Annotated in this window: 27 protein-coding genes; 4 read left to right on the forward strand and 23 right to left on the reverse strand. The window is 73.2% G+C overall.

Going from position 1 to position 17,577, the window contains the following annotated elements; genetic code table 11:
* Positions 1-11: 11 nt before the first annotated feature.
* Entirely contained in the window at positions 12-1,667 is a 1,656-nt protein-coding gene (locus GEV43_RS39905; protein ID WP_160825797.1) for a terminase, read from the reverse strand.
* 12 nt (positions 1,668-1,679) lie between these two features.
* A complete protein-coding gene (locus tag GEV43_RS39910; protein ID WP_160825798.1) occupies positions 1,680-2,285 on the reverse strand; it encodes a hypothetical protein in 606 nt (201 codons plus the stop codon).
* Between the two features lie 91 nt (positions 2,286-2,376).
* Here GEV43_RS39910 and GEV43_RS39915 point away from each other — a divergent pair, with 91 nt between their 5' ends.
* Positions 2,377-2,919 carry a hypothetical protein gene (locus tag GEV43_RS39915; protein ID WP_160825799.1) on the forward strand — a complete coding sequence of 181 codons (543 nt, stop codon included), beginning with the start codon at positions 2,377-2,379 and terminating at the stop codon, positions 2,917-2,919.
* Here GEV43_RS39915 and GEV43_RS39920 read toward each other — a convergent pair.
* The 4 genes from GEV43_RS39920 to GEV43_RS39935 all read right to left on the reverse strand — a co-directional run bounded on the left by GEV43_RS39920 (position 2,884) and on the right by GEV43_RS39935 (position 5,039).
* Positions 2,884-3,507 (reverse strand): bifunctional DNA primase/polymerase, encoded by a 624-nt coding sequence (locus GEV43_RS39920; RefSeq protein ID WP_175251005.1) that lies wholly within the window; start codon positions 3,505-3,507, stop codon positions 2,884-2,886. The genes GEV43_RS39915 and GEV43_RS39920 overlap by 36 nt on opposite strands.
* A 405-nt stretch (positions 3,508-3,912) precedes the next feature.
* A complete protein-coding gene (locus GEV43_RS39925) occupies positions 3,913-4,161 on the reverse strand; it encodes a hypothetical protein (RefSeq protein ID WP_160825801.1) in 249 nt (82 codons plus the stop codon).
* Positions 4,161-4,697 (reverse strand): hypothetical protein, encoded by a 537-nt coding sequence (locus GEV43_RS39930; protein ID WP_160825802.1) that lies wholly within the window; start codon positions 4,695-4,697, stop codon positions 4,161-4,163. Before GEV43_RS39930 ends, GEV43_RS39925 begins: the two co-directional genes overlap by 1 nt.
* Before the next feature lie 42 nt (positions 4,698-4,739).
* The gene (locus GEV43_RS39935; protein ID WP_206681597.1) at positions 4,740-5,039 is read right to left on the reverse strand and encodes an HNH endonuclease; all 300 of its coding nucleotides are present in this window, start codon (positions 5,037-5,039) and stop codon (positions 4,740-4,742) included.
* A gap of 121 nt (positions 5,040-5,160) precedes the next feature.
* Here GEV43_RS39935 and GEV43_RS39940 point away from each other — a divergent pair, with 121 nt between their 5' ends.
* Positions 5,161-5,691, forward strand: coding sequence for a hypothetical protein (locus tag GEV43_RS39940; protein ID WP_160825803.1), 531 nt, complete (start codon positions 5,161-5,163; stop codon positions 5,689-5,691).
* Positions 5,692-5,763: 72 nt separating this feature from the next.
* Here GEV43_RS39940 and GEV43_RS39945 read toward each other — a convergent pair whose 3' ends face one another.
* From GEV43_RS39945 to GEV43_RS40025, 16 genes are all read right to left on the reverse strand, one after another.
* A complete protein-coding gene (locus GEV43_RS39945; protein WP_164717271.1) occupies positions 5,764-6,522 on the reverse strand; it encodes a methyltransferase domain-containing protein in 759 nt (252 codons plus the stop codon).
* 185 nt (positions 6,523-6,707) lie between these two features.
* Entirely contained in the window at positions 6,708-7,601 is an 894-nt protein-coding gene (locus GEV43_RS39950) for a hypothetical protein (RefSeq protein ID WP_160825804.1), read from the reverse strand.
* 65 nt (positions 7,602-7,666) lie between these two features.
* On the reverse strand, positions 7,667-8,017 hold the full coding sequence (locus GEV43_RS39955) for a hypothetical protein (protein WP_160825805.1): 351 nt from the start codon (positions 8,015-8,017) through the stop codon (positions 7,667-7,669).
* Between the two features lie 43 nt (positions 8,018-8,060).
* Complete coding sequence (locus GEV43_RS54275; RefSeq protein WP_160825806.1) at positions 8,061-8,417, reverse strand: hypothetical protein; 357 nt, start codon at positions 8,415-8,417, stop codon at positions 8,061-8,063.
* Between the two features lie 61 nt (positions 8,418-8,478).
* Entirely contained in the window at positions 8,479-8,721 is a 243-nt protein-coding gene (locus GEV43_RS39965; protein ID WP_160825807.1) for a hypothetical protein, read from the reverse strand.
* Entirely contained in the window at positions 8,718-9,245 is a 528-nt protein-coding gene (locus tag GEV43_RS39970; RefSeq protein WP_160825808.1) for a hypothetical protein, read from the reverse strand. The genes GEV43_RS39965 and GEV43_RS39970 overlap by 4 nt, the downstream gene beginning before the upstream one ends.
* Positions 9,246-9,270: 25 nt before the next feature.
* Positions 9,271-10,419, reverse strand: coding sequence for a hypothetical protein (locus GEV43_RS39975; protein ID WP_160825809.1), 1,149 nt, complete (start codon positions 10,417-10,419; stop codon positions 9,271-9,273).
* A 313-nt stretch (positions 10,420-10,732) separates the two neighbouring features.
* Positions 10,733-10,945, reverse strand: a complete 213-nt coding sequence (locus GEV43_RS39985) for a hypothetical protein (RefSeq protein WP_160825811.1) — start codon at positions 10,943-10,945, stop codon at positions 10,733-10,735.
* Positions 10,946-10,947: 2 nt separating this feature from the next.
* Complete coding sequence (locus GEV43_RS39990) at positions 10,948-11,391, reverse strand: hypothetical protein (RefSeq protein WP_160825812.1); 444 nt, start codon at positions 11,389-11,391, stop codon at positions 10,948-10,950.
* Positions 11,388-11,924 carry a hypothetical protein gene (locus GEV43_RS39995; RefSeq protein WP_160825813.1) on the reverse strand — a complete coding sequence of 179 codons (537 nt, stop codon included), beginning with the start codon at positions 11,922-11,924 and terminating at the stop codon, positions 11,388-11,390. The genes GEV43_RS39990 and GEV43_RS39995 overlap by 4 nt, the downstream gene beginning before the upstream one ends.
* A 435-nt stretch (positions 11,925-12,359) precedes the next feature.
* Positions 12,360-12,779: a hypothetical protein gene (locus GEV43_RS40000; protein ID WP_160825814.1), complete on the reverse strand. Its 420-nt coding sequence runs from the start codon at positions 12,777-12,779 to the stop codon at positions 12,360-12,362.
* Complete coding sequence (locus GEV43_RS40005; protein ID WP_160825815.1) at positions 12,770-13,111, reverse strand: hypothetical protein; 342 nt, start codon at positions 13,109-13,111, stop codon at positions 12,770-12,772. The genes GEV43_RS40000 and GEV43_RS40005 overlap by 10 nt, the downstream gene beginning before the upstream one ends.
* Before the next feature lie 56 nt (positions 13,112-13,167).
* Positions 13,168-13,800, reverse strand: a complete 633-nt coding sequence (locus GEV43_RS40010; protein ID WP_160825816.1) for a hypothetical protein — start codon at positions 13,798-13,800, stop codon at positions 13,168-13,170.
* A 77-nt stretch (positions 13,801-13,877) separates the two neighbouring features.
* A complete protein-coding gene (locus tag GEV43_RS40015) occupies positions 13,878-14,480 on the reverse strand; it encodes a hypothetical protein (RefSeq protein WP_160825817.1) in 603 nt (200 codons plus the stop codon).
* 73 nt (positions 14,481-14,553) lie between these two features.
* A complete protein-coding gene (locus GEV43_RS40020; RefSeq protein WP_160825818.1) occupies positions 14,554-14,832 on the reverse strand; it encodes a hypothetical protein in 279 nt (92 codons plus the stop codon).
* Positions 14,829-15,074: a helix-turn-helix domain-containing protein gene (locus tag GEV43_RS40025; protein WP_160825819.1), complete on the reverse strand. Its 246-nt coding sequence runs from the start codon at positions 15,072-15,074 to the stop codon at positions 14,829-14,831. The genes GEV43_RS40020 and GEV43_RS40025 overlap by 4 nt, the downstream gene beginning before the upstream one ends.
* Positions 15,075-15,217: 143 nt before the next feature.
* Between GEV43_RS40025 and GEV43_RS40030 the strand changes: the two genes are divergently transcribed.
* Positions 15,218-15,745: a hypothetical protein gene (locus tag GEV43_RS40030; RefSeq protein WP_160825820.1), complete on the forward strand. Its 528-nt coding sequence runs from the start codon at positions 15,218-15,220 to the stop codon at positions 15,743-15,745.
* A gap of 219 nt (positions 15,746-15,964) precedes the next feature.
* Positions 15,965-16,330 (forward strand): hypothetical protein, encoded by a 366-nt coding sequence (locus GEV43_RS40035; protein WP_160825821.1) that lies wholly within the window; start codon positions 15,965-15,967, stop codon positions 16,328-16,330.
* 86 nt (positions 16,331-16,416) lie between these two features.
* Here the strand turns inward: GEV43_RS40035 and GEV43_RS40040 are convergent, their stop codons facing one another.
* Positions 16,417-17,427 (reverse strand): tyrosine-type recombinase/integrase, encoded by a 1,011-nt coding sequence (locus GEV43_RS40040; RefSeq protein WP_160825822.1) that lies wholly within the window; start codon positions 17,425-17,427, stop codon positions 16,417-16,419.
* Positions 17,428-17,577 lie beyond the last annotated feature (150 nt).

Consider the following 17,577-nt stretch of genomic DNA (forward strand, 5'->3'; position numbering starts at 1 on the left):
GCTGCCCCCTCTCAGAAGGTGTAGCCGCCCAGCGACTCGTCTTCCAGCAGTCCGCGGGCCACCGCCTCGGCGCGGGCCTCGGTCGCCAGGATCGCCGCGATCACGCCGTCGATCTTGTCCGGGCTGGTCGGGTGCGCCTTGGCGATCTGGATGCCCTGCGCCGACTCGCGCCGGCGCGCTTGGATCAGGTGCTTGGTCAGCAGGTGCGACCCGCAGAACGTGATCTCCCGGTCCACGATCGCGGTGTGCAGCCGCAGCGTGGCCCGCACGATCTTGACCGAGCGGCCGCCGGTCATCCACCACTCGATCGGGTGATCACGCATCGACTTGACCTGCAGCCGCGGCCCGTACTTGGCCTCCCAGTCGGTGACGTGCCCCTCCCACTTGGCCGGGTCGGCGAAGAACCCCACCACGTCCCAGCGCTCGAATGCGGAGTCGACGGCGGCCAGGACCTCCACGACCGGCACCTGCCACGTGGCGCCCTCCGGGCCGAGCGGCTGCTCCCAGATCGCGATCTCGAACAGGTGCCCGTCCGACAGGCGGCACCCGACCAGCGCCGTCGCGTCGGTGACGCTGCGGTCCCGCTTGCGGGAGCCGTCGAACCCGAGCGTGATCCGCTCCCCGTCGGCGACGACCGTGCCGGGCGCGGCGATCGCCGCGACCTCCGGCTGGCTCAGCCACGCGTCCGCGCTGTGGGTGACCTGGTTGAGGTAGTACTGCCGGGCGTCCTGGGGGTCGGTGTCGGGGTCCCAGTACTCGGCGACCAGCCGACGCAGGTTCACCCAGCCGCCGGCGCGGTCCGCGCTGTCGCCGTAGGCGAACGCGAGCCCGGCCAGCAGCGACTCCGGATCGGCCGGATCGGTGTCGGGCGGCGCCTCCCGGTGGTCCAGCAGAATCCCGCTGTCGCGCGACCTGGTCCGCGCCTTGGCCGCCTTGAACGACGACTCGGCCACAGACTTCGCGCCGGGGGTGAAGGAGTTGGGCGCCTCGACCGAGCAGCCGTTCACCTTCCCCAGGTTCCGGCGGATCGCGGCCGCCAGCGTCGGGCCGCGCACGGTCGGCGTCCACGACTCGGTCTGGTCCAGGACTGAGAAGACGGGACGGAACCCCTCCTGCGTCGTGGCCGACGAGGTGACGTATTCGGCGCGGCCGCGCGGCACGGCCACGAACGTCTCCATCGGGACGACGTCGTACTCGTTCACCAGGTCCTCGCCGCCGGCCATCTCCAGCAGCGGCTCCCAGGTGTACTTGGTCTGGGCCTCGCTGGTCGCCACCACCTGCGTCTTGGCCTTGAACCCCAGCGACGACCACGGGCGGCCCACCGGCTCCCCGTCGGAATCCCAACCGTCCAGGACGACGTCGCCGAGCATCTCCACCAGGCACAGCGCCGCCAGCAGCGGGGACTTCCCCCACCCCTTCGGGCGGGACAGGATCGCGCGCCGCACCCGCCGCGCGTTGACCAGCGCCCGGCCCTGGATGGCCGGGCCGGTGAAGCGCGGGTCGACCACGTACAGCTGCAGCACGAACTGCGCCTGCTCACGCGTCAGGACCAGCGGCTCGCCCTCGGCTGGCCCGTCCGGGACGACCAGGTACTCCTCCATCCAATCCAGCACGTACCAGCCGAGCGTGGGCAGCTCGCCGGGGTACTGCGGACCGCGCCACGGCACCGCGGCCGCCGGCTACGGCGTGGCGGCCGGGTCGCCGACCACCCGCAGGTCGGCGTGCCGGGACGCGCCGCGCCCGCGCCGCCGCGGCGCCTGCTCGGCCGCCGGGTCGGTGACCTCCCACCGCAGCCGCAGCATCGCCAGCGGGTTCAACCCGAGACGGTCCGACCACTGCCGGGCCTCCTTGGCGGCGTCCAGTTCGCCGAGCTCGGCGAGCACCTTGTGCCGTACGTACTGCGCCACGTCCCGCGTCCAGCCCAGCCGCTCCCACGCCACCGCCTGCGGCGTCTTCCACAGCTGCCGCCACACCGCCGCCTCGATCCGGCGCTGCTCGGCCAGCCGCGCCGCGCAGATCTCCCGCTGCTCGACCGCCTGCTCCAGCCGCCGCCGCAGCGACCCGACCGGCTTGTCCTCGGCCAGCCGCGCCTCCAGTTCGGCGCGCAGCTCGGTGGCCTTCGCCGCGGCGAGCTCGGCCCGCACCCGGGTCGCCACGTCCGGCAGCAGCGGCCACGACGGCGTACGCCCGCTGCGGCCGTCCGCCGGCAGCCGGGTCATCGCCACCGAGGCGTTGCGTCGTGCCCGCTGATCCGCCGGCTTGGGCGCCGGCCCCATCCCCGCCATGGCGACCCTCCTTGCTCCGTAAGCCCGTCGGCATGTCCGGCCTGCAGCACGGTCGTGGTACTCGCCTTGATGCGCGTTTCGCCGATCCGCTGTGATCAAGGGGATCAGTGTGAAAACTCAGGACATGGCGAAGAATCCTGCTCTCTGGCTGGACGCCGCGAAGTTCGTGCCCGGCTGGTTGGCGTTCGGCGCTACGACGTTTGCTGGCGTGCGCAAGTGGAGGCACAGACACCGGCTGCTCGCGATGGGGCCCAACGAAGACATTCGCGAGGTCCTGTACACCGCGAAGCGTCTGATCACCGACATCATCATCCAGGGACGACGCCAGGATTGGTTCCGCGAACCTGAGCAGAGGGACCTGCCGATGCGACTCGACGACTGCTTCCAGCGGGTCTCGGACGGAGAACTTCGAAGGCACCTTATGTTCCTCGCGGCCGCCTGGTCGGCGCTGGCGGCCGTTCCGTCCCAGCTCCCGATGGTCACGTATGGCGGCACGGGCATCACAGAGCCGATCGAAGGGCCAGAGCTTGAGGCCATGCGACGGCAGAAGCGCAACGCCCCGACGGCGCTCGGAGCAGCGGATGATGCACTTGCTCGTCTAAACGCCCTGGAGCGGAAGGCGACTGGACGGTGACGGCAGAAGGAAACCGATCACCTCGGTCAGGTCGCCGAACTGAGCGACGGCGCGGCCGTACGGGCGGCCGGTCACGGTGATGTACCGGCCCGAGCCGTACACCTCGACGCCGCCGCCGGGCCGTGGCAGCTTGCGGCCGCCCGCGACGTCGGCGCGGCCCCAGATGTGCAGCCCGTCGCCGGACGGGCTGACCTCTACCCAGGTGCGCGGTATGCGCGCCAGGATGGCGGCCGCCCACGGCAGCGGTGCGCCGTCGGCGTCCAGGGCGTGGTCCAGATCGATGCACACCACGTCGTCGTCGGGGCGCAGCACGCAGCCGATCCCGGCCCCGGCGGTGGATCGGCGGACGGCGTCGTAGCTGTCCCAGGTGCCCGGGTCGGTGGACGACGCCGCCTCGCCCGCGCAGGTCAGCGGGACCTTGCTGGCCGAGCGCCGGACCCAGCGCCGGGCGGTGCGCAGCTCGGCGGGGACCTGGTGCCGGCGCGCGCGGTGCGCGGCCATCCGGCAGCGCGTCGAGCAGTACCGCGCGTCCGCCCGGGCGAGCAGCGCGAGGCCTTCGCCGCAGTGCTCGCAGGTCCGATCCGTCATGCCCACAGTCTACCGCCCTGTTACGGCTACGGGCCGTTGACCTGCATAGACGTGCGTGGCCGGGTGAGGTCAGGCGGTGAGACGGCCTGTGCCGTCCGGGGGGCGCCGCCACCCTCACCCGAGTGTGGCCGTCCGGCAGCGTCGCGCTCAGCGCCGTCCAGGCCCCAGCCTCCCAGACCCGTACGCGACGTCAGCGCCAGCATTCTCCCGGTGGAGATCACCCCCGGGAGGGGGTACCCCCCACCCGGGGACGATCACTCACGAGGATCGGGCTCGGACCGATCACGTGGCCCGGTGAGCTCGTGGTGAACGATGACCCACCTGGTTCCGCTGTCGCCGATCGTGGCCTGCTCGACCGGTCGGCACGGACAGGCCATCGCCGTCTGGTGCTGCAGGCGCTCGCCCTCAGGCATCACGTGCGTGCTCACTGCTCGGGTCCTCATCGATCCACACGATCCGGCTCGCGCCATAGTGGGTGTGCACGTGCTCGGCCGAGACCATGCCGCGGTCCCAGAACACTAGCGAGGGATGCTCGCCGCGCCACCGCAGCGAGGCGGTGCCGTCGGGCCACAGCACGCCGTCGGCCACGTGCCCGAGGCCGGAGATCCCGGTGACGTCGTGGTCGCGCTGCAGGATGAACCGGCGGGGCCGCATTAGTCGACCTCGACCCGCAGCGGGGTGATCAGCACCGCGACCGCGCCGCACTGGCCGGCGAACCGGGCCAGCTGCTCGGCGTGCTGGACCTCGGCAGCGGGGACGCCGGACAGCACCAGCGCGAACGGGTAGTGCGTTCCTTGCGCGTCCTCGCGCTCGGGCAGGTACAGCACCTGCAGCTTGGCCGCGCCGCCGGTCACCATTTCGGCGGTGGCGTCGTCCATCGTGTCGGGTGGTGCGGCGGCCTCGTCGGTGGCCTCGTGCTCCTCGTCCGGCTCCTGGGTCGCCGAGCGCAGCTGGTCGATCAGGCGCTGCTGCGTCTGGCGCTTGCGCTCGGCCTGTTCGGCGGCGCGCTCACGGTGGACGGCGGCGGCCTTGCCGAACGCGTCGGCGGGCTCGGCGTCTCCGACCTGGATGCTGTCGACGGTGTGGGTGCCGTTCACGGTGCCGATGTGGGTCATGACGTTGCCGATCGGAGTGAACAGCGGGATCGAGACGTCCAGGTCGGTCAGCGCGAGGGTGGGCTGGTCGGGCATGGTGTGGCGTCCTTCCGATGGGGTGGGCGGTGTCGCGGCCGGTCACAGGAGGCCGGGGTGGCGTTCGGGTGGGCGGCGCCGGGAGTAGCGGGTGCGGGCGTCGTTGCCCTCGGCCGAGCTCTTCTTGCCGTGGCACCAGGTGCAGGCGGCTTGCAGGTTGGTGTCGCGGTGGTCGTCGCCGCGGCGGATGTGGTCGACCTCGGTGGCGTGGACGGTGCAGCCCGGCAGGCCGATGAGGCAGCGGCGGCCGTCGCGGGCCAGGATGCGCGGCACGATCTCGGTGGACCAGTTGGCGGGCAGCCGGTCACGGCGGGTGGAGCCTTCCCAGGCGATGAACGTCACCGCCTCGGGGTGGCCGGGTCCGGCCGGGGTGGGCGTTTCAAGGTGGGACTGGGGCCGGGAGGTGTCAGATGGTCTCCCGAACTGGGAGGTTCATGTGCGTTTGAGGTTGGTCTGGGGCTCGGTGGCCCTGGTGGTGTTGGCCGCGGGCTGCGGGGGTGGAGGCAGCGACGACCGCGACGGTCCGGAGGCTGGCGCGGGCGAGACATCGGCGCCGCCTGCCGCGGCTTCGGCGCCGGCGGCGTTGCGGGTCGGGCAACCGCATCGGTACGCCGACGGACTGCAGATCACGGTCACACGGCTGCGGGTGGCCAAGCGGGCCCAGCTCGACCCGACGGCGTACGACAAGCCGGCGAGTTGGAAAGGGGTCCTGGTCGACGTCACTGCGACGAACGGGTCGTCGGCCACGGTGAAGCTGGACCGGCCCGTCACGGTCACCGCGGGCCCGAACGATGCCGAGGGCACGCTGGCGTCCTATGACGGACCGGGCTCGGTGAGCGGAGCGTCGTTCCTAGGCGATGCTCCGCTGCTGGCCGGACGGACCCGCAAGCTGACGGCGGGGGTCGTGGTGGAGTCGCCGCAGAACGTCACCCTGACGTTCGGGGCGGACGGTGGCGACCAGCCGGACGTGACGGTCGTGGGCAACGCGTCCTAGGAGGCTGGGTGCAGATCTCCAGCTGAGCACACAGTAGCGTTCGGGCTGGTCACTGTCACGCACAGGCGGGGGTCAGGCGGTGGTGACCTCCTGGCCCTCGCGCGTCACCCGCACCCGCAGCCGTCGACCGTCTCGGGGGATCTTCCGCAGCTCGTCCTGCTGCAGCCGCTGGCCGCGCATCGGCATGAACCACGCCTCGTGGTCCACCGACTCACCGGCCGCGGTCCCGTCGGCGACGGTCAGCACGAGCAGGGCGCCGCCGCCGTGCTCTCCGGTATAGGGCGCGACGATCAGCGCGCCCTGCGCGGCCTGCTCGACCCAGGCGTAGGGGATCGTGTGCGCCGCGGCGGTGGCGATGATCCGGTGGAACGGGCCGTGTCCGGGTGCTCCGCGCTCGCCGTCGCCGGTCACGACCGTCACCCGGTCGGCGAACCCGGCGCGGGCCAGGTTCGCGCGGGCCAGCTCGGCGATCCCCGCGTCGATCTCCACCGACACCACTTCGGCGCCCGCGTCGGCGAGGACGGCGGCGTTCCAGCCGGTGCCGGCACCGATCTCCAGCACCCGCATCCCGGGCTCCAGGTCGAGCACGCCCAGCATCCGGTCCATCAGCCACGGCGCCGTGGAGGACGACGTCGGCCAGGGGTGGCCCCACTTGCCGGGCTGCCCGTCCTCGACCTGGATGGTGACCGGGTCGTCGGAGGCGACGATCTTCTCCCACAGGTCCGGATCGTCGGCTCGGTCGAGCGGCACCTGCGGTTCCCCGGGCTCGGCCTGATGCCAGATCCGGTCCGGGATGAACAGCCGCCGATCCACCCGATTCACCTGGCGCATCATGCCTTCCCGCTGCCGCCGCACACCCCGCATCGAACCATGACTTCCTTACCGTCGTTCTGCTCGGGTACCTGTCCGCTGCCGCCGCACACCGGACAGGATGCGGGCTTGCCGTGCTTCCCCATGCGCTGAGCCTCGCGCGCGCCTCGGGGCCTGATCAAGGCAGGGTTTCGTCACCATCTGAGTTAACCGGCCTCGGGCTCAGTTCGGGTGTTGCGCCGCGCGGCCTGGCGGGTGAGGACGTCCACCACGTCGCCGAGGCGGTACAGCGGGACGGTGCGGCCGCCGGTGGTGCGGTGGGTGCGGGGCAGCAGTAGCCCGCGGTGGGCGTATCCGCGGATCGCTTCGGGGGTGACGGGCTGGCCGAGGCGGGTGATGGCGCGGGAGATGTCGGTGGCCGAGGCCAGGACGTCCTCGGCGGCGCGCAGCAGCCACGCGCGGCGCGCCTCCACCTCGTAGACGGCGTGGCAGCCGGGGCAGGGCACGGCGGCCGCGCCGGGCCGGGCGTAAAGGTCCTCGCCGCAGTCGTCGCAGGGCCCGGCGTACAGGCGTTCGGCGGGCCGGTCGACCACGCGGCGCGCGGCGGCGACGGCGGCGAGGATCTCGTCGTACGCCTGCTGCCCGGCGGCGTGGTGGCGGAGCCAGCCGACCCGCGGCCGCAGCCACGTCGCCAGGCCCGTCAGCGTGACCGGCGGCGGCTCGGGCGGGCGGCTGGCGCGGATCATCCGGCAGGAGGGATGCGCGCACCGTGCGCGGCGGCCGCAGACCGGGCCGGGCAGGCCGGGGCGGCGGGGGCCGGTCGTCTCGCGCGCGATGACGGCGGCCCAGCGGGCGAGGGCGCGGTGCAGGGTGGTGGCGGCGTCGCCGGCGCGCTCGTCGTAGGGCAACGGCACCTGCGCCGAGCGGGGGCCGCCGCGGTCGCCGAGGCGGGCCTGGCGGGTGGTGGCGAGTTCCAAGTCCCAGGCCAGGCCGTGGTGGACACTGATCTGCGCGATCGCCTCGTCCAGCCGGTAAGCGCAGGATGCACAGAAAGTAGCGTCTCGGGCGGGTTGTCCGCAGGCGCACCTGGGTTCGTTCATAGCGCCTCCCGCCGTCCTGTCTTCGCCTGTCTGTGCAGGGTATGCGGCGAATCGCTCGAAGAGCGTCAGGCGGGCCGTGCGGTGTGGGTCGTGTCGGCGCCGGTGGCCCGAAGGTAGCGCAGCGTGCTCGGCGGGAGGGTGAGGCCGCGGCGGCGCGCCTGCCGGGCGAGGTGGTTGGTGAGGGCGGCGGCCGCGTCCAGGTGCTGGGGCAGCAGCCGGTCGGGCAGGCCGTCCAGCGCCCGCTGCGCCGCGGTGGGGTTGCGGGCGATCAGGTGCCCGAGCGCCGCCTGGCTCGCGGTCGCGTAGGAGGTGGAGGCGAGGTTGGTCGCCAGGCGGTCCAGGTCGGTCAGCAGGTCGGTCAGCAGCGCGGCGTCCGGACGGTCCGGGGCGTGCGGGGGTGGCGGGGTGCCCGTCATGATCGTCCACCGTACGCCGCGCCGCTGACCTCACGGCGGCGGCCTACGCCGTCTCGGCCGGGACGCTCAGCGGCGGCCGCGCCTGCTGTTCCAGGGCGGCCACGAGCGTCAGCAGGCCGGGCCAGGCGTCGGCGCGGATGACGGTGTGCGTGGTCACCAGCGTGGCCGGGCCGGGGGTGATGGTGACCAGCGTCCGGACGTCGGCCAGCGGGGTGGTGGGGACGGCGCGGACGTCGTCCACGGCCTGGCCGAGCTGCTGCACCCCGGCGGCGGTGAGGGCGGTGTCGCGGCGGTGCAGGGCGCGCGGGCCGGTCTGGATGCACAGCGCGACGTCGGTCAGCTCGGCCAGCGTCTGGGCGGGCTCGGCGGGGACGGTGGGCTCGGTCTTGGTCTCGATCATGGTGTCTCCGATGGGTGGGTGGGTGCTGCCGGGTCCGGCAGCGGCTGGTAGGCCCCGGGGTCTACCAGGGGTCGCGGCGGGGGTCGGGCCGGTACCGGGCGACCGGGCCGTCCTCCTCGTCGTCGCGGGCGGCGGGGGCCCGGCACAGGTAGGCGGCGACCGCGACGACGGCCAGGGCCAGGGCGAGCGCGAGGACGGCGCGGGCACGGCGGCCGGTGCGCAGGTCGCGTTCCCAACCGGTGAGCGCTGCGTCATGGTCGCCGGCCTCGACTTGGGCGATGAACTCCGGTGCGTCGTGGGTCATATCGGGTCCTCGATGTCGGGGTTGCCGGTGCGCATGTCGAGCAGCAGGTCGAATAGGGCGTTCAGTTCGGTGTCGCCGAGCCCTCCGGCGCGGCGCAGCACGCGGTCGAACAGGGTGTCGGCTTCGCTGGCTTCGGCGGCTGCGAGCCAGGTGCGGCCCATGGCGCGGGCCTCGCCCGGGTCGAGTTGGCCGCGCATCGACCCCTTGGAGATCAGCACGACGCCGCACTGGCGCTGGGTGCTGCCGGCGGGCAGGACCTGGAGGGTCTCCTTGTGGCCGAGGTAGGGCGTGTCTCGTGCGCCGATCATGCTCGTGACCATCTGGGCGGTCTGGCCGCCGGGCAGTCCGATCCGGATCAGCTCGCCGATCAGTTCGGCGTAGGCGGCGGAGGTGAACAAGTCCTCGGCGGTTTGCCGGACGGCGGCGACGGAGGCGTAGACCTCGTGGGAGCCCCAGACCAGACGGCAGGCGGGGCCGAGGTTGCTGGGGTCGCGGGTGGAGTAGATCCACACCGAGTCGGTCATGGCATTCCTTGACGGTGGGCGGTGATCAGGCGGACCGGCGCAGCGCGGCGGCTGCGGCGGCAAGGACGATCTGGTCGGGGGACGGGGCGGGCTGTCCGGCGCGGCGCAGGTCCATGCCTGCGCGGGACAGGTGGTAGCCGCGCATCGCCTCGGACAGCTGGTCCAGGACGGCGTGCGCCTGCTCGATCGTCAAGCCCTCGGCGCGGGCCTCGACCGGAGCCGGGTTCGGGGCCGCCTCGCCACCCGAATCAGATTCAAATCGTCCGTCGGCGGTGCGGCGGGGGGCGTCTTCCAGTTCAGCCCCCAGCACATCCGATCCCCGTGTTTCTTGAATATCTCCTTGAGCTAGCTCCTTACTAACTACTTCGGGTTCAACCGGTGAACCATTCGGCGTCAACCGTTGAACCATTCCCGCGTCAACCGTTGAACCATTCGCTGTCAACGGTTGAACCATTCCCGGACCGACCGGCTGCAGCAGGGGAAGCTGAACGGGGGGGTTGTCCACAGCTTCATCTACAGGCTTGGCCGGTCCGGTGCGCTTCACCAGGCGCAGCGGCGGGCGGGCCGGGTCGTCCTGGGGCGCCGGGTCCTGGGCGGCGTTGCCGGTGGTCGCGGCCGTGCCTTGGTGTCCCTCGTGCTCGGCTGCGGGCTGGTGGGCGCGTATGCCGCCGTGCCGCCAGCAGTGCCCCTCGCCGCGGTGGACGGTGCCTTTGCCCGCGCGGCTGGTGCACAGCCCCCCGGCGGCCGTCGCGGCACCGCAGCGCAGCGGGCCGCCGTCCAGCGGGGCGCCGATGCAGTCGGCCACGGGCCAGGCGAGCCGGTACCCGACCCCGGCCTGCCCGGGCCGCTCGGGAGCCAGGCGGCGGCTGGCCTTGTCGCGCACCTCGCGCAGCAGCCACCCGTCGCCCACCAGCCGCCGCAGCGCGGAGATGACCGTGTTGCGCGACCCGATCCCGGTCCACTGCAGCAGCTGCGACACCGTCGGCCACGCCTTCTTGATCTTCTTGCCGACCGTGCGGCGCCAGATCGCCGTGGCCACGGCCGTGATCGCCTGGTTGTGCCCGGGCGCCATCTCCAGCGCGGTCGCCCACTGCAGCCCGACCTCCAGGGTCAGCTGCGCCGCGGACAGGTGCTCGGCCAGCCACGCGGGCCGGGGCGCGTTGTCGATCGGCACCCCCGCCGGTGTCGGCGGAGCGTCGGTCTCCCTTGTGTCCACCCCTGATGCTCCAGTCTCGTCGGTCGGAACGATGTGGTCGGTCGGCACGGTCAGCCGATGCGGATCTCCCGCAGCGGCGTGCCGACGTCCAGCCGGGCGCGTAACTGCTCGCGCCGTGCCGGGGCCTGGTCGTCGCGGCGCCGCAGGGCGGTGCGGGTCGCGGTCGGCAGGGTGGCCCAGCAGCCGGGGCACAGCGGGTCGCCGCCCCGGCGGCTCGCGCGGTAGGGGCTGCCGCAGGACGGGCACGGCATCACGGGCCTCCCAGGTTCGCTCATGTGTGCGGGTCGGTATCGAACGGGTGTACGGCGGGGCGGCCGTGGGGGCGGCTGTGCCGTGGGCAGCGGTCGTCGTCGCCGTCACGGGTCCAGCCCTCGGCGCGCTGGGCCCAGGCGCGCGCGGCCGTGGCGTCGGTGTGCGCGGTGATGATCTGGGCGCCGCACGTCCCGGCGGCCTCGGAGGCGTCGCAGCACAGCAGCACCAGCACGCTCACTGGATGCCGCCGCGGCGTCGGCGGCGGATCGCCGCCAGCTGCTCGCGCGCCTGCGCGGCGACCGCCTTGGGGATCGGGCCGGGCGCCGGCCGGGGCGGCGGCACCGCGCGCAGCGGCGGCCGCGCCGGACGGCCGTCGGCGCGCGCGAGGCGCCAGCAGGTCGCGCGGTGGATCAGCATCCGCGTCTCGTGGGTGCCGAGGGTCTCGCCGCGGTGCAGCTGCCGCGAGCGCCACACCCCGTGCGCGTCCAGGTAGGCCGCGATGATCCCGATCCGGGCCGGGTCGTCCAGGTCGACGTACACCGCCTTGCCGCCGGCGTTGACGGTGCGGCGCACCACCTCGCCGCACCCCCACGGGCACATCACCAGGCCCCGTTGGTCGACGCGCGGCCCGCCCGGCGCACGCGCGGCCGAGCGCGGCCGCGGTTTGCGGGCGGTCATGGCGTGTGCTCGGGCGGGGTGTGGCCGGGCGGGGCGGCGGGCAGGTCGGCGATCGCGCGCGCCTCGATCGCCTGCGCCCACAGCACCGCGGTCGCGGCCAGGTCGAGCAGGCGGCGGCGCAGCCGCTGCGGCTGGTCCTGGGCCATCGCCTGCGTCGCCTCGAAGCTGAGCAGCGCGTGCCAGTCCGTTTCCTCCTCGGCGCGCATGTCCTCGATGGCCAAGATGGCCTCGGCGGCGTCCTGGCAGGAGGCCGCCGAGGCGGTGCCGTCCGGCAGCGCGGTCAGGTCGCCGAAGGTGTGGTGCCAGGCCACGCCGCGGCGGATCGCCTCAGCGGCGACGTCGCCCAGCAGGGCCAGCAGCTGCGGGGGCCGCGGCGCGAGGACCTCGGGGTGCGCGTCGCACAGGTCGCCGAGCAGGGCCGGGTCGGGCACCCAGCGGCAGCGGGGCGTGCACGGCATGTTCTGGGTGCAGCCGCAGATCCGGCACTGCGGTACGTGGAACCCGGCGGGCGGCGGGTGAGGGGTCTCGGCCATCGGGGCCCTCCAGAGGTAGGACGAACGCGGGGTGGTGGGGGTCCTGGTGCCCGCCCCCGGGACGGAGGCGATAGGGGCGGGCCCCAGGACCCGGGCGCCGCACGCACACATCCCTGGGTCTGGGATGTACGACGCCCTGGGGAGCTGCCGGGCGGGCGACCCCGCGGAGCCCGGCCGGCAGCACGATCGGTGGTGGTGTCCAGGTCCGGGGCAGCGCCCGGGGGGGAGTGAGGCGCTGCCCCGGGCCTGGTGCCGCCCCACTCCTGTCGGGGGGCGGCGCCGCAGGACGACACGGCAGCGTGCCCTGCGGGGGTCGAGATCACCGCTCCTCCCGGCCCGGCTCCCGGTGCGGGCTTGCGGCGTGCCGCATCGCGGACACCGTGCCCAGCGCGCCGCACACCATTAGGGCAGCCATGGCCAGGAACGCGATCATGGTCAGCGCCCGGGGCGGATCGTGCGCAGCAGCATCGCCGCGGCCGCCGCCGTGAGCACGGCCAGCGTGCACGCGCTGGTGGCCAGGCTCAGCCACTCGCGCTCGGCGGCCTTGCTCATCCCGGTGGCGGCCGCGGCGACCGCGGCGCACATCAGCGCGCACACCGCCAGCACCCGACCCGCCGTCGCCAGCCTGGCCAGCGTCACCAGCCGCCGCACGTGCCTCCCGTGCGCGGGGTGCCGCCACGCCCCCGACGTCGCCGACCGCGCGGTCGGCGCGCCGGGCCGGGCGTGCCGCCCCGTGCGCGACGTCGCCGGACGCGCGGTCGCCGCGCCGGAACTGACGTGCCGACCGGCGGGCGGGAAGCCGTCCGGCTGCGCGGCCGCGTCGTCGTACGCCGCGTCGTAGTAGTTCAGCGCCATGCCGCACCGCCCTCGGCCCGGGCGGCGTCGGGCACGGGGCTGGTGTAGCCGCCCGACAGCACGCTGCCCATCTGCTCGCCGCCGCCGTTCGCCGAGGCGGCCGCGGCGGTGGCCGGGGTGTCGGGCCCGGCGGGGTCGGTGACGAGCTGCGCCCGCATCACGTCCTCGCGCCACTGCTCCAGGTGCGCCAGCTCGGCGCGCCGCCGGGCCGTGTACGCCTCGGCGTTCGCGAGGTCCTTGCGGATCTCGGCGATCTGCCGGGCCAGGTACTGCACCCGGTCGAATGCGCTCTCGTGGCCGGGCTGGTTGTCGGTGTTCGGGTTGTCGGTCATAGGGGGTTCCTCCTCCGGCCGGACCCAGCCCTCGGGCCCGGCGCCGGTCATCCAGATCACGTCGCGGACCGGGCGGCGCCCGCACCGGTGCTCGCGTTCTGCTCCGTTTCCTGGGCGCGGGCGAGCGCGGCCGGGTACGCCTGGGCGTACAGCCGCTTGAAGTCGCGGGGGCGCTCGCGCGACAGCAGCAACCGCGCGGTCGCCCTAGCCCCGGCCATGGCGCGGGCGCGCGCCCCGCCGGTCAGCGCCTCGACGCCGCGCGCCGCGACCTGCTCGGCGAGCAGCTCGGCGAACCGGTCGGGGAAGGCATGTGGCATCTCGGCCAGCGCATGGCGCCGCGCCGTCTGGTAGGCCCGCGTATGGGGCTGGCGGCAGTAGTCCCGCCACGCCTGCCTGCACATCGGGCACGGCTGCTCGCCGCGCTTGCGGTGCCGAATGTAGGCGGCGGTCGTGCCGCACGGCTGCAACCCGCGTGGGGGCACCGGCGCCAGCCCGAACTTGGCGAGCTCGGCCGCCAGCAGCTCGCTGTACCGGACCGGGTACAGCTCGGCCAGCCGCCGCCGGGCACGCGACTGCTCGCGCGCGTACCCCGCCGCGCGCACCTGCCGATCCCAGACCGGCGGTCGCGGCTCCTCGGCCCGGACGACCGCCAGCACCTGCGCGAACCGGTCCGGCTCCTCGACCTTCAACGCCTGCAGTGCACGCGCCCGAGCCCGGTTCCGCGGATCGGGCCGCCGCGGCGGCAGCGCCGGCCACGCCCTGCCGGTCACCGCAACCACTCCGGCAACGGCAGCTCGGCCAGTTCGGCGCGCGCCCCGGCCAGCACCTCGGCGACCACCGGCACCGGCGGCGCCTCGGCCGCCCACGCCACCAGCCACGCGTGCGCGCCGTCCAGGTCCTCGATCACCGGCGGCAGGCTGGCCGCGCCGACCGGCGGCTCGGTCGCCTGCAGATGCCGGGCCACCGCCACCGCCGCGGCGGTCATCACCGAGCACGACCGGCACCCGTCGCCAAGCGGCTCGCGGTGCCGGCCGTGCGGCAGCGGCGCCGCCGCCAGCACCGCCCCGAACACATCCGGCTGGGTCAGGGCGTAGAGCTCCGCGGCACGGGTCAGCACACCGACGGCCAGTTCGGTGGCCGCCGACGCCAGCACCGCCGGGCCGCACTCCTCGCACGCCCTCGCCCGCTCCCCGGCGGCGAACTCGCCGATGATCACGCGCGGGGCCGGGTAGCGCTTGGCGCACAGTGCGCACGCCTCGCCCATCCGCTGCGCACCGCTCATCCCGGAGGCGTCGAACACCAACGCCGCGGAGTCCATCCAGGCCACACGCGGCGCGAACGCCTCGAAGGCCATCTCGTGTACGGTCATTGCCTCACCGGTCCAATCCGGGAGCTGGGGGTATGGCGGCCGGTCCACCGCGCGGCGCGCGGGACTGGCCGGTTCACTTCCTGGACGTCGTGTTCTCGGCGCGGGACTTTCGGGCCGCCACCGACTTGCGGCTGATCCGCAGCATGTGCGCACGCCGCAGGGCCTCGGCCGCCTTCATCCGGTCCGCCTCCGACAGCCGCCCCTCGGGGTCGGCCTGCTCGGCGAACTTGGCGAGCAGGCCGTTGCGGCCGGCCTCGGTCCGCCGAGCCCGCTCGGCCGGCGTCAGCCCGGCCCACGACTCGATCGCTCCAATACGGCCCCGGATCGCGTGATCGCTCTGCCGTTCGGTCACGACGCGGCCGCCGTCTGCTCGTCGGGCATGAGCCGCTCGACATCGCACCCGTACAGACGGGCGAGCGTGTGCAGGGTCGCTTCCGAGGCGCCGACCTTTCCGAGCTCCATGCGGCAGAGGTGAGAGGCAGCGATACCGGCCTGGGCGGCCGCCTGCTTCTGGTTCAGCCCCGCGATGACCCGCTGGCGACGTAGCCGCCGGGGGTCTTGCGCGTGGCTTCGCGTCGGGGTTGCCTGTGCCATGACGACGAGATTGACAGTGATTGCTCGAAATTACAACAGAACACGGGAAGTCAAGTGCAACCAAGACCGGCAAAGCGGTTCTGACGTGCGTGATTGCTCGAAATTGCCTAGTGTTACGAGTGTCGAAGGGACGCACACGACACATGGACGAACATGCAGGCGAAGCGCCGGCACCGCCAGAAGCGCTGCTCATCCGGCGACATCGGATGGCGGCCGGCCTGACCGTGGCGGACGCCGCGGCGGCCACCGACGGCCGGGTCAGCTATCGCCGGTGGGTGCAGATCGAGCAGGGCTACGTCCTCAAGAAGGGGCAACGGCAGGCCACGAGCGGCTCCGACGCGGCGCTTGCCCATATGGCGGCGGTGGTCGGTGTCAGGCCTGGCCAGCTTCGCGAACTCGGCAAAGAGGAGGCGGCCGAGGTCCTGGCGGTGATCCTCGCCGAGCGAGCGTCCCGGGAACGTGAGCGCGAACAGCGTGACCAGGACAAAGTCCGTGAGATGGCGGACTACTTCGAGGACGATTCCGTCCCGATGGAGACTCGCCGCAAGACTGCGGAGCGGTTCTTCAAGATGCTGCCCTACTTCATCCTGGGCCAGAAGCCCCCGCAGGAGCTCCTCTCCGGCGAGGAGGAGCCACCATCCGGCAGCGACGGGACGAAACGTTCGGCTTGAAGGTTCACGACAATCATCCCGGATGGAAATTTCTTACCCTTCGCCCGTTCTTGCGGATATTGTAACCATTCGGTGACAATTCGTCATACGCCGAGGTACGTTCCCCTCGAACGCACCATCGATCAAGCGAGGGTAAGGCGGCGTATCCCCGCCATGTACCACGATCCGCCGCTCCCGCCTACCCGCGCCTGGAAGGGATGCCAGGTGAACCAAGGAACAATGATGATCATGGGCGGGGTGGCTATCGCGGCGGCGTACGAGCTCGGCCGCCGGCGACGGCTCGCGCTCACCCGGACGGCGGCCCGGCTGCAGCAGGTCGACACCACGCTGCAGGACATCCAGGCCCGCCAGACACGAATCGAGCAGACCGGCCGCTGGGTGATGCGCGAGCAGCAGCTGCAGCGGGAGGCGCTCCAGGACCTGACCAAGCACGTCGGTGAACTTCTGGAGGCGGGCGACGAGGTGATGAACGTGTACCGCAACCAGCTGCGCGCGGTCGCCGGCGCCTACGAGGCGCTCAGCACCAACCCGGACCAGATCCAGCAGGCGCGGCGTCTGCGCGACGCCCGCGGAACGCACAGCTAGGAACGCTCCACCCGGCATCCCGCTCTGCCGACCAGGCCGGGCGCGTGGCCCAGTCCCCGCCACGCGACCGGCCTGTCCATCCCAGTTCAGATCTCGTCGCCGAAGGATGTGCGGCGGTGGGCCTCCAGCGACCTGTCGGTCTCCACGATCGCTCCGTACCGGTCGGGCATCTTGTCCGACCGCCAGCCGCCCTGGTTCTTCATCGCGCCGCGGTCCAGCCCGCTGCGCTTCTGCGCGGCGGCCCAGGTGTGCCGGAACATGTGCGGATGCACGTGCTTGATCCCGGCGGCCTCGGCGCGGCGCTGCAGCATCCGGGTGATGCCGCCCTCGGTCAGTCCGCCGGGCGTCGGGTAGCGGGGCTCGCGCAGGAAGAACTCCGGGCGCGTGCGGTGCGGGTGCTTGCGGCGGGCCCGCAGGTACCGGTCGAGCGCGGCGGCCGTCTTGGCGCCGAAGGACACCGACCGCGGCCGGCGGCCCTTGCCCATCACGTACACCGTCTCCAGGTCCATGTCGATGACCGGCACCCGCTGCCCGTCGATCACGTCCGTGATCATCAGCGTGACCACCTCGTTGATCCGCAGCCCGGTGTCGGCCATCAGCCGGATGATCGCCTCGTCCCGCACTCCGTGGTAGTCCCGTGGGCTGCAGGTGCGCAGCAGGGCCCGGATCTCTCCCACGTCCAGGATCGGCGGGTGCTCCTCGGGAATGAACGGCCGGCGCATCCCGGTCATCGGGCTGACGGTGACGGGGATGTCGGGCTGCTCCACCAGCCAGTTGAAGAACACGTGCAGCGCCGACCACCTGCCGTTGACGGTGTTCGGCTTGTAGTGCCGGTGCAGATGCCCGATGAACGCCTCAAGGTGGTCGCGGCGGATGTCGGCCTCGTCCCAGACCGGCAGCCGCTCCAACAGCGCGGCCGGGCTCTCCTCGCCGGCCACGGCGTCCTCGGGCGGATAGCTCAGGAACTCGATCAGCATGGTGATCGCACGGCCGTAGGCGCGCAGGGTTTGGGAGGAGGCGTTGGCCGCCCGCAGCGACCGCAGCCAGGAGCGCCGCAGTCCTTCCAGGGTCTCGACCATCTCGTCAATCGCGTCCATGTGTCACTCCGGGGGACGGCGCGGGGCGGCCGGGAACCGCCGAGCGTTGTGGCCGGGATACCGGGGACTGGGGCGGGGGCGGGGTGCCCGGTAGTCCGGTTCAAGATCGTTGATTCGGTGGGGTTTCGGGGGATTGCCGCGAAGGGCTTC

This window comes from Actinomadura sp. J1-007 (genome assembly GCF_009793335.1).
Classification (GTDB): Bacteria; Actinomycetota; Actinomycetes; order Streptosporangiales; family Streptosporangiaceae; genus Spirillospora; species Spirillospora yumaensis.

What these genes read in the sequence shown, in the direction of transcription:
- GEV43_RS40030 (WP_160825820.1), top strand. Translation starts at nt 15,218, where the DNA reads ATGGACGAACATGCAGGCGAAGCGCCGGCACCGCCAGAAGCGCTGCTC.
- GEV43_RS39970 (WP_160825808.1), bottom strand. Translation starts at nt 9,245, where the DNA reads ATGACCGACTCGGTGTGGATCTACTCCACCCGCGACCCCAGCAACCTC.
- GEV43_RS39920 (WP_175251005.1), bottom strand. Translation starts at nt 3,507, where the DNA reads ATGACGGATCGGACCTGCGAGCACTGCGGCGAAGGCCTCGCGCTGCTC.
- GEV43_RS39930 (WP_160825802.1), bottom strand. Translation starts at nt 4,697, where the DNA reads ATGCCCGACCAGCCCACCCTCGCGCTGACCGACCTGGACGTCTCGATC.
- GEV43_RS40025 (WP_160825819.1), bottom strand. Translation starts at nt 15,074, where the DNA reads ATGGCACAGGCAACCCCGACGCGAAGCCACGCGCAAGACCCCCGGCGG.
- GEV43_RS39955 (WP_160825805.1), bottom strand. Translation starts at nt 8,017, where the DNA reads ATGACGGGCACCCCGCCACCCCCGCACGCCCCGGACCGTCCGGACGCC.
- GEV43_RS39910 (WP_160825798.1), bottom strand. Translation starts at nt 2,285, where the DNA reads ATGGCGGGGATGGGGCCGGCGCCCAAGCCGGCGGATCAGCGGGCACGA.
- GEV43_RS39965 (WP_160825807.1), bottom strand. Translation starts at nt 8,721, where the DNA reads ATGACCCACGACGCACCGGAGTTCATCGCCCAAGTCGAGGCCGGCGAC.
- GEV43_RS39925 (WP_160825801.1), bottom strand. Translation starts at nt 4,161, where the DNA reads ATGCGGCCCCGCCGGTTCATCCTGCAGCGCGACCACGACGTCACCGGG.
- GEV43_RS54275 (WP_160825806.1), bottom strand. Translation starts at nt 8,417, where the DNA reads ATGATCGAGACCAAGACCGAGCCCACCGTCCCCGCCGAGCCCGCCCAG.
- GEV43_RS39990 (WP_160825812.1), bottom strand. Translation starts at nt 11,391, where the DNA reads ATGACCGCCCGCAAACCGCGGCCGCGCTCGGCCGCGCGTGCGCCGGGC.
- GEV43_RS39950 (WP_160825804.1), bottom strand. Translation starts at nt 7,601, where the DNA reads ATGAACGAACCCAGGTGCGCCTGCGGACAACCCGCCCGAGACGCTACT.
- GEV43_RS40005 (WP_160825815.1), bottom strand. Translation starts at nt 13,111, where the DNA reads ATGACCGACAACCCGAACACCGACAACCAGCCCGGCCACGAGAGCGCA.
- GEV43_RS39995 (WP_160825813.1), bottom strand. Translation starts at nt 11,924, where the DNA reads ATGGCCGAGACCCCTCACCCGCCGCCCGCCGGGTTCCACGTACCGCAG.
- GEV43_RS40000 (WP_160825814.1), bottom strand. Translation starts at nt 12,779, where the DNA reads ATGGCGCTGAACTACTACGACGCGGCGTACGACGACGCGGCCGCGCAG.
- GEV43_RS40040 (WP_160825822.1), bottom strand. Translation starts at nt 17,427, where the DNA reads ATGGACGCGATTGACGAGATGGTCGAGACCCTGGAAGGACTGCGGCGC.
- GEV43_RS40035 (WP_160825821.1), top strand. Translation starts at nt 15,965, where the DNA reads ATGATGATCATGGGCGGGGTGGCTATCGCGGCGGCGTACGAGCTCGGC.
- GEV43_RS39945 (WP_164717271.1), bottom strand. Translation starts at nt 6,522, where the DNA reads ATGCGCCAGGTGAATCGGGTGGATCGGCGGCTGTTCATCCCGGACCGG.
- GEV43_RS40015 (WP_160825817.1), bottom strand. Translation starts at nt 14,480, where the DNA reads ATGACCGTACACGAGATGGCCTTCGAGGCGTTCGCGCCGCGTGTGGCC.